General features: G+C 46.9%; 13 protein-coding genes. 10 read left to right on the top strand and 3 right to left on the bottom strand.

Going from position 1 to position 13383, the window contains the following annotated elements:
- Nucleotides 1–135 precede the first annotated feature (135 nt).
- The 3 genes from VE954_RS14840 to VE954_RS14830 all read left to right on the top strand — a co-directional run bounded on the left by VE954_RS14840 (nucleotide 136) and on the right by VE954_RS14830 (nucleotide 1405).
- The gene (locus VE954_RS14840; protein ID WP_324954062.1) at nucleotides 136–435 is read left to right on the top strand and encodes a hypothetical protein; all 300 of its coding nucleotides are present in this window, start codon (nucleotides 136–138) and stop codon (nucleotides 433–435) included.
- Between the two features lie 7 nt (nucleotides 436–442).
- Nucleotides 443–964, top strand: coding sequence for a transposase (locus VE954_RS14835; protein WP_324954060.1), 522 nt, complete (start codon nucleotides 443–445; stop codon nucleotides 962–964).
- A 183-nt stretch (nucleotides 965–1147) separates the two neighbouring features.
- Complete coding sequence (locus VE954_RS14830) at nucleotides 1148–1405, top strand: hypothetical protein (RefSeq protein ID WP_324954058.1); 258 nt, start codon at nucleotides 1148–1150, stop codon at nucleotides 1403–1405.
- 80 nt (nucleotides 1406–1485) lie between these two features.
- Here the strand turns inward: VE954_RS14830 and VE954_RS14825 are convergent, their stop codons facing one another.
- Entirely contained in the window at nucleotides 1486–2022 is a 537-nt protein-coding gene (locus tag VE954_RS14825; RefSeq protein WP_324954056.1) for a rhodanese-like domain-containing protein, read from the bottom strand.
- A gap of 35 nt (nucleotides 2023–2057) precedes the next feature.
- Nucleotides 2058–4499, bottom strand: coding sequence for a HAMP domain-containing protein (locus VE954_RS14820; RefSeq protein WP_324954054.1), 2442 nt, complete (start codon nucleotides 4497–4499; stop codon nucleotides 2058–2060).
- Nucleotides 4500–5094: 595 nt separating this feature from the next.
- Between VE954_RS14820 and VE954_RS14815 the strand changes: the two genes are divergently transcribed.
- Complete coding sequence (locus tag VE954_RS14815) at nucleotides 5095–5535, top strand: DDE-type integrase/transposase/recombinase (RefSeq protein ID WP_324954064.1); 441 nt, start codon at nucleotides 5095–5097, stop codon at nucleotides 5533–5535.
- 323 nt (nucleotides 5536–5858) lie between these two features.
- On the opposite strand, the gene VE954_RS14810 is transcribed toward VE954_RS14815, so the two are convergent.
- On the bottom strand, nucleotides 5859–6770 hold the full coding sequence (locus VE954_RS14810) for a hypothetical protein (RefSeq protein WP_324954052.1): 912 nt from the start codon (nucleotides 6768–6770) through the stop codon (nucleotides 5859–5861).
- Nucleotides 6771–7385: 615 nt separating this feature from the next.
- Between VE954_RS14810 and VE954_RS14805 the strand changes: the two genes are divergently transcribed.
- The 6 genes from VE954_RS14805 to VE954_RS14780 are packed head-to-tail and all read left to right on the top strand — an operon-like array spanning nucleotide 7386 to nucleotide 13356.
- Complete coding sequence (locus VE954_RS14805; RefSeq protein ID WP_324954050.1) at nucleotides 7386–7583, top strand: hypothetical protein; 198 nt, start codon at nucleotides 7386–7388, stop codon at nucleotides 7581–7583.
- Nucleotides 7584–7586: 3 nt separating this feature from the next.
- Complete coding sequence (locus VE954_RS14800) at nucleotides 7587–9296, top strand: chemotaxis protein CheA (protein ID WP_324954048.1); 1710 nt, start codon at nucleotides 7587–7589, stop codon at nucleotides 9294–9296.
- Entirely contained in the window at nucleotides 9293–9793 is a 501-nt protein-coding gene (locus VE954_RS14795; protein ID WP_324954046.1) for a chemotaxis protein CheW, read from the top strand. The genes VE954_RS14800 and VE954_RS14795 overlap by 4 nt, the downstream gene beginning before the upstream one ends.
- 32 nt (nucleotides 9794–9825) lie before the next feature.
- Nucleotides 9826–10158, top strand: a complete 333-nt coding sequence (locus VE954_RS14790) for a hypothetical protein (RefSeq protein WP_324954044.1) — start codon at nucleotides 9826–9828, stop codon at nucleotides 10156–10158.
- Between the two features lie 40 nt (nucleotides 10159–10198).
- Nucleotides 10199–11926 (top strand): methyl-accepting chemotaxis protein, encoded by a 1728-nt coding sequence (locus VE954_RS14785; RefSeq protein WP_324954043.1) that lies wholly within the window; start codon nucleotides 10199–10201, stop codon nucleotides 11924–11926.
- A 29-nt stretch (nucleotides 11927–11955) separates the two neighbouring features.
- The gene (locus VE954_RS14780) at nucleotides 11956–13356 is read left to right on the top strand and encodes a chemotaxis protein CheB (protein WP_324954041.1); all 1401 of its coding nucleotides are present in this window, start codon (nucleotides 11956–11958) and stop codon (nucleotides 13354–13356) included.
- Nucleotides 13357–13383: the final 27 nt, after the last annotated feature.

The following is a 13383-nucleotide window of genomic DNA, read 5'->3' as shown; positions in this document are numbered from 1 at the left end:
GAGCGGAGCTAGGCCTGAGCCTCCCGCTCGCTGTCTGGCGGCTTATCGACGCCGCACAGAAGGAAAATGGGTGCGATACCGACACCGTACTTGCTCGAATCATCGAGGACAAATAAAGGAAGGGGGCATGGAACCATGGACATAGTGTGTAGGAAGTGTGGCATCAAGAGAAGGGCTGAAGAAGATGGGACAGACTGGTCTGAGTTTCCGGGCGAGTACCTGAAAATTGCTATCGGTCACGCGGCGCGTCCTTACTCCTGTGACACCTGTTCGGATCCAATAAGGAAAGGCTCGGCAATCTGGGTATGGCAGAGCTGCCCTGATGACTATTTCGACAGTGCCGAAGCCCAGTATCTTGAGAAACCGTACAAGCTTGATTTCCTGCCAAGTCTTCCTGAACGATTTGTCAAACGTGTGGAAGATGCGAAGTCTTAGAGCGGGTTTGGCGGTCGTCCCCCGGATGCCAGGTATCCCTCCTCTGCTTGCTGAGGCTTGCCAGCCTCTCACCGAGCTTGACTACAAGGCTACTCGAGCATATTCCGGTATTGCGCCAGTTACCAAGCGAAGCGGAAAACGATTGGCGGTTATGATGCGGCGAGCTTGTAATGAGAGACTGCGGAATGCTATTTATCATTGGTCCAAGGTAAGCATTCAGAAAGACAATATAAGCAGGAAAAAGTACGCGGCTTTACGAGCGAAGGGCCATTCCCCGGTCGCCATCAAGGCGATTGAAAATAACCCTGAAAACGTAAAGAAAAAAGATTCCTGTTCAACCCCCGAACGTCCAATCGTGGCCCTGACGGCCCACGCCATGCGTGGAGAGAGGGAACGGTGTCGACTTGCTGAATGCAATGACTACCTCACCAAGCCTGTAAAAATGCAGGAGCTTATAGAGCTGATGCGTCAAAAAGTGAACAATACCCGACTCAATGATGGAGCCTCTCTTAGTCACTTACCGAATTAAAAAAATGCCGCTTGTATTGACAGAAGACGACACCTCGATCGCGCTTTTGAGGATTGAATCGTGTTCTACAATTATAGAAACATCCATAGCAAGTGGCTGAAAATTCTCTATTTCTGCTGAAATTGGCTTGTGCATTTGATATGTGTATTGGTACCCAAGGTAGTCCGGCATGAAGGGAAATTTATGTCTATGATTGAAAATCAGGATGCTTCAATACCCACTAGCCGAGACCGGACGGACAAGAGCTTAAGCGCCGAACGAGCAAAGACAGACAGATCCTTGGCGGATGCGAAGAAGCATCTGGAACGTCGTGCTGATGAGGCTGTCTTAACAAGTCGGGAAGAAGCCGACGAGACAAGGACACGGATCCGGCTCGAAGGGCGCGAACACGTGACCTATGATCGGGAGCATAGTGCGGGAAATCCGCATGCTGCGTTCTGAGGAGGGGCCTACTGGAGCGATCTGGTGGGTCTACTCACCCCGGGGCCCTGCCACGGACTTACCCAGGTGCAACAGAACCTTTATTTCACGGGTAAACCTGCGGCTTTCCACTCACCAAAACCACCAAGCATCAGGTAAATGTTGTCTTTAGGAAAGCCAAGGTCGCGCAAGGTGCAGGCCGCAAAAGTGGAACGATGGCATTTCTTGCCGTTGCAGAAGAGGACAACTTTATAGTCTTTAAAGTCCGAAACTTTTGAAAATTGGGTGTTTAACTTTTTATTGAGTTTTTCGACCAGGAATTTTTCATTTGAAAACTGATGCTTTGCAGGATCTTTGGAATCGGAAACGATATGAATAGTGCGAGGAATAGTACCGCCCTTGACATCCTCATCAGATCGGGAATCAATAAAAGCAACTTTTTCATTTTTTACTATTTCAGCGGCCTTCTTAGCATCAAGCAATTCATGCGTAAGGACAGAATACTCTTGAGCCGCAGGCACTTCCTCGCCAATAGCCCAACCGGGTACCGCCGAACAGAAAACCTTATGTTCCTGTGCAAACCCAAATCCACTTACCAGCATACTCGATGCCAATACAAAAGCTGACAACATAGACATCTACCGTCTCCCTTTTGAAGGTTGATATGTGAGGGCTAACTTGCTTCCGACAAACTATGATTGAAAATATGTCGCATAGGTAATACGATTTCAAATTCTACTCGCACATGGCCATTGCGGAGAACGTCTCCCTGAGGAATAAGGCGCAATTCGCCCCCGATGGCCCGTATTGTCGATCGAGCAGCATCTAGTCCTACGCCGCGACCAGCGAATTGTGTTACTCGATCAGCCGTACTAAAGCCCGGAAGAAAGAGAAGTTCCAGGATTTCCACTACGGTCAAATTTTCAGTTGCAACGTTCAGAGACTCGGCACGGCTTTTGATTTTAGAAAGATTGACACCCTCACCGCTGTCCCAATAGGTAATGGCGGGCAGCAAACTGTAATGAGTCCTGAAGTTGAGGGTGGGGCGTTCGGTTTTTTTTGCATCCAATCCATGAATCACACTATTTGATAGCAGATGAACAAAACAATTCCGTAGAGCTTCCATAAGGCTGGAATCAAAAACCCAACCGAATCTGTCTTCAACGCGTAACTCGGGTATGGGCTTTAGATTGCACTGAGCCATCTGTTCGACGGAGTCACGAAACTCATATGACAGGGATTCCAGATTGAATCCGTCAAGCGATACTATCTCACACAGCAAAGTACGAGAATCTTCACCCTTCAATCCCTCAGAACTGCTAAGGAAGCGCATACTCTTTTGAACTATATTGTGTATGCGCTCCGCTTTTTCCGCTTTCTGCGTGTTGCTCGTGCGTTGCAGCTTTTCCGAATGTATCGAAAAATATTCTGTGAGAATTTCGTGAGTGGCACGGATATGTCCAATAAATGCGTCACGAACCTTCACTGATTCTTCGGTATTCTCATGATTTAGTTTCACAACCAGACCTACCTGATCCTCCGCTTCGTGAACACACTCTGCAAGGTAACTCAAACCGAGCACTCGGCAATTGCCTTTCATAGTATGCAAATCCCTTTTCATTTGGAACAAAGTCGATTGACTGAATCCCACAAGAGTGGAGTCATGTATGCCCCCAAGAGCCTGTCTGCATGATTGCATGAAAGTCTCAAATCTGTGGCTCGGCACAGCGACTACTTGTGCGATCATTTCGATTTCGCGTCGATCTTGTTTAGCATCTTCTTTAAGCTGTTTGATTTGAGTAATGTCGCGAACTGTAACAATGATACCCGATACGTTTTCTTCGTTGTCTATCAGCGGCATCCATTCGAATTCGAGAAATTGTGCCGGACAGCTGTTTTTGGCGGCAAAGAACTGTATCTCTCTTGGCAATAGGTGAGCATTCAATTGAAAAGCGAATAGAGGGTCGCCAACCATGCTGGAAATGCTCGCTCTTATCTTGGCAACATCTTCCTTGGTCAAAGAACTCCGTTCAAAAATCAAGGCATCCAGATTTTTTCCTTGGATGTTACTGTGACCAACAATGGCTTCGAAATATTTCGAGTATTCGCCGCTAACGCTCATATCCCCATCAATGACCAGGATCCCCTGCTCAACGCCATGAAATATCGAACGTATTGTACCCACAACAAGCTCCAGCTGGGCACTCTTTTGCAAGATGACACGATTTGCCGATTCAATGTTATTGATCATACTGTTGAATCCGGAAGACAGATTCAAGATTTCCGTCGATCCGCGTTCAGCGACGCGCATGTGGTATTTACCTTGCGATATGTGAGCGACCACATCGACCAATTGATGAAGCGGCGCGATCAAGCGGGCCAATACCCAAGTTAAAAAAGGCACCGACAAAATGATAAATGAACCAAAATAAATCAATATATTGCGTCTTATGTTTTGAAGATGTCCCTGGAGTTCCGTATCATCAACTGATACCTCGAGTATCGCAGATTCGCTAAAGAGTTGAGCGGGGAGTTGTACCTTCCGTAACTTGTACAGCCGATCAGAGCTTTTTCCGTTCTCGTCCACTTTTGTGGCAGACGGTATTTTTTCCTTTTGGAACACGAGGGTACTTTGGTAACCACTGGCATGTGCAAATTCCGTGACAATTGACGACAGATCCATAACGATTGCCATAACAGCAACAGTTTCATCGTCATGACTTAAAGGCATCAATACAACCAAGTGAGGAGCACCGTCATCACTCGATTTGAAAGAATGAAGAATGCTATCCTCTTTCACCACACTGGCTATATCATCCACCAGCATTGTTGTTGGATGGGAAAATTTTCGCGATCCTGACACAGAATAGTCAGAGAGTAAGGATCCGGTTTTTGCATAGGTCAGGATTCGTTGAACCCCAAAAAGTGAAGCTGTCTGGTTTACCGGTCCAACCAACCGTGATTCCCATTCGTGGGTATTTGGAGGTGTTTGCATAAGTGGATCAATCGTTTTACCCTGAAAAATTGGACGGAACCAGGAAATGACGGCTTCTTTTTGATTGATAAAGATACGTGCCAGCAACTCCAAATTTTCACGCGTAGCTTCTTTTTCCATAGCCTGGGTCGATTCTTCGAGAATGCGATGGGCAATGTAAGGAAGGGAGGCCCCGAATATTACCAATATAGCTAGCATAGTGATATTTAATCGGAATTTTAATGACCTAAACATTTCCAAGCCTCGCCTACTATGCATTCTCAGTTTTCCAACAACGTTGGGTTGAGAAAAACCAGATCGGTAGCTCGACTAAAAACTTTATAAGTATTAATACTATTTATACAGAACCTTCCCAAGAATAGTGGTATCCGTCTGAGCATATCCATTGGCCTGCCTTCATTTGGTTCGTCACGCGCTAAGCCGCAGCTTTTTCACGGGCTTTCTGCCAAATCTATTCGGTGCGCGTCTGGCGATGCCAAGCTCCCGCAGATCTCTCGCCTTTTCGAGGCTAAGGGCCGCAAAGGAATCGTCCAGTGCCTTATTCCGAATACACTTCACTATCTTTCCAATTGTCGTTGAATTGTCCGAGTTCCAAATCTCCGGCTGAAGACGGAGCGATGTAGCGAGAACAAGGGGCAAGCAGACGGCCAGGTCTGCTGCATTTTTCCCGCTACAAGGTAGTCTACAAACGAGAGGTTTTGCTTGAGATCTCGGAATAAAACTTCGATTCACCAACGCGCACGGGAAATTTTCCACACCGGCGGTCGACAAAGAAGGCAATACTGTCGACTACTTGCTGACGGCAAATCGCGACCGGAAAGCCGCACAACGCTTTCTCTTGAGGGCTATCAAATTAAATGTCGAACCGATAAAAATCACTATCGACAAAAGTGGAGCCAACGCCGCCGGCATTCACGCCCATAATGAGGGCGAAGGCAGCGATATCGAAATTCGTCAGAACAAATATTTGAACAACATTATCGAGCAGGACCATAGGCCCATCAAACAGCTATGCAGAGCCACCTTGGGCTTTGGGAGGTTTCGGACGGCAAGGATTACAATTGGTGGCTTTGAGTCGATGAGAATAATTCCAAAGCGGCAGGTCAGAGCAGAGGGTGATACCTCTGCAGAGATCTTCTATTCCCTGGCTGCATGATCGTTCGCCAATCCGTGCTTCCCCGCGTTCAGCTTCTGCAAACGCAACACAACCCGGGTTTCTGCCCTATGACTACATCGAGGAAACTGGACTGAGCGATGACTTCTGGGTGATCCGACATTAGTCATTCGCTCCAAGAATCCGCATCCGGCGGATGACCTTTAAAACCCCTGCCAAACTGCGGTATTCCGGGATACAGGCGACGATTTTCAGAAGCCTGGGAAAGTGGAAGATGGCGTGTTGGGAATTTTCTTAAAAGTGCAAATGGATTGGCAAAGGCTCGCAGCGGCACTGCCACGAGCCTTATGCAGGGGACATGATACCTAGAATTTTCCGACCAGTCCGACCATTAGATCCGTCCTGCTTCGGTCTTCTTCCGCAGCAGTGGCTGCATTCTTGTACTTGCCACTGATGCGGGACACAGCTGTATAGGGCCGGTAGATCGATCCCCAGTGCTCAAAGAAAGCGCCGAGACCAAGCGTCTGACCATTGTCGTCAATTTTTCCATCCGTGTTGATTTTGGTTTGGGTTCCACCGGGAGCAGTGAACTGTTCAACCCCAAGGGTTGAGACGAGCAGGAAGGGTGAAACATTCCCCAGTTTGTACTCCCCATAGATGACCATTCCGGAGACGGTTTCTTTCTGTTCCTCCACAAGGCCTGCGCTGTCCTTACCCCTGGCCAGTCTGGTATCCACTGTATAGTCTGCATGGCTCTCGAGATTGTCCATTTTGAAGCGCATGCCTGCGGTTAGAATTGAGCTTTTGCCAATATCGTAAACCCCATATTGAATCAAGGGCTGCACGGAACCGAAGGATCCGGCCCACTCGAAATTTATGGCAGGTTGCTTCTGCTGATCAAACTTGTTCCATGACTTGCAGTCATCCCGGTTAAGTCCACAAGGCGCTTTGGTGTCGTAGTAGTCTTTGATAAAGGTCAGAGACAGTGTACCGGCTAATTTGTAGACGATATCAATGGCCATGCTGTCGGATGGAAGGGATGGATTCAAAACGAGTAACTGGCCCAGTATGGGAGAGTTGGCTCCACTGGCCAGTCGACGACCCCAGCCATAGATTTTCAACTTTTGCAGACCTATCGAAACATCCAAATTGTCATTCACCTTGTTGCTGAGCCAGTAGCGTTCCAATGCAGATTTTTCAGCTCGATATAGAACGTTCCAGGAGATCTGGTCGCTTAGTTTACCTTTAAGCCATATGCGGGCTGCTTTAACAGCCATGTCAGTTTCCTTGACTTCTTTGCCATCAGCAGCGAGGCCGTCATCGGTTCGCCACAATGAGAAATGGTACTCTGCTCCAATCTGTATGGCCGGAGCCGTTGGAGCTGAAGAAGCTGCTGGTGGTGTTGCTTCTGCCGAACCCTCTGCTGCAAGCAAAGGGCTTGAGAAGTAAAGGCTTGAAAAACACGCAATGTTAAGCATCAATTTCACGAATTTTCTCCAGTAACTTTTGTATGGCTCCCTGCTTGAAAGCTTCGATTCGCTGGCTTACGTCAAGACTCAGGATGTATTACGATCGGCCACAGGCATAAAACCTTAAGCCGGCAGCCGTGAAACTCGACTCTGCCGTTAAATCTGTGACCAAAATGGGGGTTTGCTGAGAAGCCCCCAATATGGAGATTTTGTCTGAATGGATTTGTATATTCAGCTGGTTATGTGGATCATGCTACTGTGGCAATGATGCCAGGATTTTGGGGACTTTAATGTAGTATGCCACTCACCCTGCCATCCAATGTATAATGGCTATTATGTCAAAAGCGCGAATTTCCAAATGCAGAATCGTTTTACCTATCCACAGCACCTGTTTTTCTTAACGCTGGCTGAGGAAACTTCAGGATGACCCAGAAACCATGTCTCATTATAGCTGAGGACAGCAGAACCATACACGATCAGCTGCTGTTCTTTCTTAAACTTCCCGAACTGGAGGTTCTGCCTGCCGAGGATGGGCTCGAAGCTTTGGCACTGTTCGACGCCAACAAGATCTTCTATAGTTTTTGCATCCCTAGCCGAGAAGCATTGATAACCAAAGGGTAGTGGATGGCTTTAAATGAATCCATATTTTTGACATTCTTGGACGAGGCAGAGGACGCTTTGCACGAGTGGGAAACCCTTTGTCTTTCTCAAGAAAGAAATCCTGATGACGCTCATTTGAATGAGCTGTTTAGGATCGCCCATAATATCAAAGGTTCTTCAAGAATTGCAGGTCTCACATCATTGGGACGCCTGGTTCATACCATTGAAGATCTGCTCGCGCTTCTCAAAAATAAAAAAATACCGTGGACCAAAGAAATTGGACGAACTTTACTGAATGCCCACTCATGCCTGAATGATTGGGTGCGGGAGCTACGCAAACAGAGGGATCATGGGCCTGACTATGAACCTGACATCACCGAACTCGGGCAGCAACTATTAGGTTTGCTGGGCCATTCCATACAGAGCGCTGCGACTTCTAGTCCTGCTTTTCAAGATGGATTTATTATGTTTGAAGAAGAGCCTATTGCGAAACAGGCTGCTGATGATAAGACCCCTTTGGCTTTCAAAGCCTCAATGGATGATACGATTCGAGTGTCTACGTCCAAAGTCGACCAACTTCTGCGTCTGGTGAGTGAGCTTTCTATTGCTAAGTCAATACTGGTCCACGCGCACAAACGCAAGGTCTATGATGAACAGATATTTGACGATGCCATGCAGGAATTAAATACTGTGGATCGAGAGCTGCAAAGCTGTGCCTTTGGATTGCGCATGCAACCCTTGGGAAAAATATTGCAACGCCTTGAACGCACGGCCCAGGATGTAGCGCATGAGCTAGGTAAGCAGGTTGATGTCCATATCATAGGTGAAGAAACCGAATTGGATCGTACAGTAGCCGAGAAAGTCATCAGCCCGCTGATTCATATTGTTCGCAACGCCATCGATCATGGTATCGAGTCAGTCGAGCAAAGGCTGGCCCTCGGAAAGAATCCCAAAGGGAGTCTGCAGATCTCTGCCGAGAACAACGGCTCCTATGTCCTGCTGAGTGTCGTCGATGATGGTGGTGGATTGAATGCAGACCGGATTCGAGCCAAGGCCATCGAAAGGAAGATTATCGATGAGAAGCAGCAAGTCAGTGAATCAGAACTGCATAGCATGATTCTTTTGCCAGGATTCAGCACAGCCGATAAAGTTACGGATATTTCCGGGCGCGGAGTAGGTATGGACGTTGTGAAAAACGTGGTCGAATCATTGGGTGGCCAACTCGATGTGAAAAGTCAGTTCAAACGTGGGACTCAAATCAAAATCGTGATTCCCACGTCTATGAGCATGGTTGATGCACTCACGGTTCATCTCGACCAGAATACCTACGCAATTCCTCTAAGTGAAACAGATGAAGTGCTCGATATAGACTCGAGTATCATGGAAAAGACTCACCTCAATGGCGAGACCATTCTGAGGCAAGGCGAACTGGTTCCCTTGGAATCGCTCCGCAAGTATATCCCTGTATCGGAAGTTAGATCTACGGAGTCTGAAGAGTTTCAGCATCGAGTCGGACTTCTGACTCGTGTCGGCAATGATTTTGTTGCGTTTGAAGTTGATAGAGTCATCAGCCGTCAAAGTATCTATATCAGACCTTTGCCCGAAAATCTTGAAGGTTACCAGGGGGTAATGGGATCAACGATTCTCACCGATGGGAAGCCCGCCCTCATCCTATCGCTTCATGCGCTTGGAATTCATTATTTAGAACGAAGCAAGAGGAAGCAGTCTACATGAATGAATTCGATAGGCAGGACATTGTTACTGATGAAGAAAGTGCTAGCCGATATCTGGTCTTTGAATTGGGTGGTGATGTTTTCGCGGCTCCCCTTCTGGATGTTATGGAAGTTATCGAAACCAAGCCTCCTCAAACTTTACCCAATACATTGCCGCACTTTCTTGGTCTTATCAATGTGCGTGGGAAGCTGTTCAATGTCGTGGATTTTCGTGTTAAATTTGCAATGAAGATGCCTGAATTCAAAGAACATGCCGCTTATATCCTCTATACCAGTGAGGTGGGCAATTTCGCTTTGGCGGTTGATAAGGTTCGCGCTGTTCAGACCTTCAATGCCGAGCATATCGATACGAGCTCGCATATATTAAGCCAAGAGTCGCAGTCTTTTATCAGCGGGGTTGCCAAACTTGACTCCCAATTGATTTCGATCATCAAGCTTAAGAGTCTTCTTGAGGATGAGGAGCTGCTTTCTTACAGTAAGTCAGCACTGAGTGCCTAATTTGTACGAATAATTCTTAAAGGAGTCTGTCCATGAAGTTGTTCCAGACTTTCACAGTTCTATTTTTAAGCACACAAGCTCTCGGCGGTATTTGCGAGCTCAAATTCAACCGCGTCGCTTGCCCAGGAAAAGAAGTCGAAAGTTTCAAAAAATGTGATGGTAAGGCCGAGTGTGTTGTTAAAAAGAAAGCCGAGAATACCAAAGAATGTCAGGATATTGCCCTGAAGGAGTGTGAAAATTCCAGGCTTGACATAACAAAGTCTAAGGTTATCAGCGCCAAATTTGATGGAAAGGATGTCAATTCAGCCAGCGGCGCCTCTAATTTTTGCGATGCAAATCGGCCTGACTTCAATAAGTGCAACTGAATTATTTTTCGTAATCATTGCGCAGACAGGAGACTAATCTATGAGTTCGGTCAAGAGTCCAAAAGCGCCCAAAGAATTGTCTTTGGGTCAAAAAATATTTATGATCGTCTGCCTTTTTACTCTTTTGACCATTGCCGTCGGCTTGGAGGGCAGTTTCCTGCTGCGCAATGTTTTGGTGGCTGCGAAAGACAGTTATCTCGCATCGAAGACAATCGAATATATCGGTCAGTCAACGACTACCACCAACTCATTTCTCTATTTGGCTTACGCAGCAACCAGCCGGGCTGCGATTGCACCTTCTGAAAAACTAAAAACTCGCGATGATATCGAGCTGGCTATCGGCACCATGAAGGAAAGTATCTTAGATCTGAGCGGTCAAGTGTCAAATAGGAGTGACCTCAAAGAAGACATCAAAAAAATCGAGAGTGACTGGGATCTTGTTCAAATTAAAGCTAACGGCTGGTTAAAACTGCTGGACAGCGGAGCTAACCCTGCACTCCTTTTGAAGGAGCTCAGTGCCATGGAAGAGTCAATTGCGCAACTGCAGTCTCCGCTGGGCAAATTGCAAAGAGTGATGTCTTCGGCTGTCAGTGACTCTTACATGATCGCTGATCGTTCCGATCGCACTATTGGAAAGTTGAGTTTAATCACGCTATGTTTTATTTTGATGATGTTCATAGTCTCCCTATACGTAGCCAGGCGGACCAGCGCTCGTTGCAATGATCTGATAAGTAAAATTCATGAAAAATCGTTCTCTCTCCTCGGCAGTAGCAGCATTCTCGCAGGCGGTTCTCAAAAACTTTCCGAATCCTCAACCGAGCAGGCTGCTGCCATTCAAGAATCTATGTCGGCGATGGCGGAAATGGGCAGCATGATAAAAAATACGACTCAGTATACTGAGGAATGCAATCGCATCACCAGCAGTGTCGAGACCAAAGCAAGAAACGGTGTGCAGGTTATGCGGGAGATGGTGAGCGCAATGGAATCGATCGAGGAATCCAATGCCGCTTTAGGTGACATATCTTCTATCATCGAAAAGATTTTTGAGCGAACTGCAGTCATCAATGACATCGTCTTCAAGACTCAATTGCTATCGTTCAATGCATCGATCGAGGCTGCCAGGGCTGGGCAATATGGAAAGGGGTTTGCAGTTGTAGCCGATGAAGTCGGTAAACTTGCGGTATCCAGTGGCGCGGCTTCGAAGGAGATCTCATCGCTTTTGAATCAAAGTCGAAGGGAAGTTGAGAAAATTGTTTCACTTACAACCCAACGTGTTCAGGGTGGCAAGGTCGTTAGTAATAAAGCGATGGAAGCTTTTGAGGGTATTTCCGGTGAAATCAATGCTATCTCAGAACAGGTCGCTGATATTTCACGGGCCAGTAAAGAGCAGAACATTGGTGTGGAACAGGTCGGTGAAGCTATGCGGGAAATGGATAGGGCATCCCTGCAGAATAGCAGCGTAGCCAATGATGTTGCTCTTCTCTCTCAAACTATTAAAGCGGATTGTGATGACTTTACGCAAATCGTGCATTCATTCCGTTCCGTCATTCTTGGTTCACGGAAGATCCTTAAGACTATTGATCTTAGAATCGCAACGGATACCAAAGCGCTTCCTAATCTGTCCTCTGATCTCAATGATTCGAGCAAGTCCTCTGCCTCGGAGACCAAGTCATTGATCAATATCATCGCTGAAAAAGCTAAGACCATGTCTGATGTGTCGCAGAGTGACAAGAAAGACAAAGATGAGCATTCCAAACGTTCGGCTTAATTGTTCTAATGTTTCAGGAAACTCAGCTCATGAAATTAAATACCAACGACATCGAGACCATTTATGTTCTGGCCGAAAAACTAACCGGTTCCCATCAGCATGGCCGCTATCGAAAGGACATCCTGGTATCAAATGTTGAAAGACGCATGGGGGAGCTGAATCTCGCGGATTTGAATCAATACCTTCGCATCGTCGCGACAGAATCCATGGAATTACAAAGACTTATTTCGAGTCTGACCATTCATACTACGTCCTGGTTTAGGGAAAATGCCCATTTTGAAGAATTGGCTCAAAAATTTTCCATGTCCTATGAGAACCAGAAGATCAGTATCGTGATTGCTGCCTGCTCCACTGGTCAGGAAACCTATTCGCTCGGCTTGGTGCTCGAGTCTCTCAGAGAACTTGGACGAATTGCTGACTATGAATTGATCTCGAATGATATCGATTCCCTGGTTGTTCTGCATGCGAAAGCAGCTCAGTATGCTAGTTCCGAATTGAATCAGATTCCGACAGTTTATCATCGATTTTTAGTGAAAAATGATAAAACGAAGACCTTTACTGTCTCGAATCAAATCACTCGTCGCTGTCGATTCCTAACTTGCGATCTGAGGGACTTGAAGAAGAAGCTGCAGAAACATAGCTTTCATCTAGTGCTCTGTCGCAATGTCCTCATCTATTTTCATTCAAGCGATATTCCTGATATTATTGATGGATTCGATCAGCTTTTGATAGCCCAAGGCTATATTTGTCTTGGAACCAATGAGTTGATTGATATCCGGCAGTACCCGCAATTGGAAAAGTCCCGAAATAGTCTCTACCGAAAAAAGGAAGCTGAGGCGCGGGATCACGCGCTATTTCATCCAGATGTTTTACTCTTCGGAGCCAGCACGGGTGGAACATCGGCGCTGCTAGAGATACTTGCTGATATGCCGAGTCACGCGGCCCCGGTTGTCGTCGTGCAGCATATCAATGAGCATTTTGCCGCGGATTTTGCTCGGCGACTGGCCGAGGTCTCCAAGCTCAAACTCTATGAGGAAAGCTATCCGGCGCCTCTTCTCAAGGGGCATCTTTATATGTCGTTAACCACCAAGCATATTACCCTCAAGAGACAGGGACGCAATGTCAAGGTGGAGCTTATAGCCAGTCCTGCTGTGAACCGGCATATTCCGAGTGTCGACGTTTTGTTTCAATCAACGACGGGCCTGCCTTTAAAAATTATGGCGACTCTGCTGACGGGAATGGGGGTAGACGGAGCTGCAGGCTTGGATATGCTGAAGAAACAAGGCGCTTATACCATGGCGCAGGATGAAGACTCTTGCACAGTCTATGGCATGCCCCGCTCAGCAATTGATAGGGGAGCGGCATGCCTAGTGGGAGACTTGAAAACGATCCGGCGCATTATGCTGAAAGCCCTGCTGATACCCGAATGAGCCAGGGCCCAGGAAAGAATGCTCAAT

The organism is Oligoflexus sp. (assembly GCF_035638955.1).
GTDB lineage: Bacteria > Bdellovibrionota_B > Oligoflexia > Oligoflexales > Oligoflexaceae > Oligoflexus.
The sequence above is the reverse complement of the archived record's forward strand: the minus strand, read 5'-3'. Positions and strand labels throughout refer to the sequence as shown.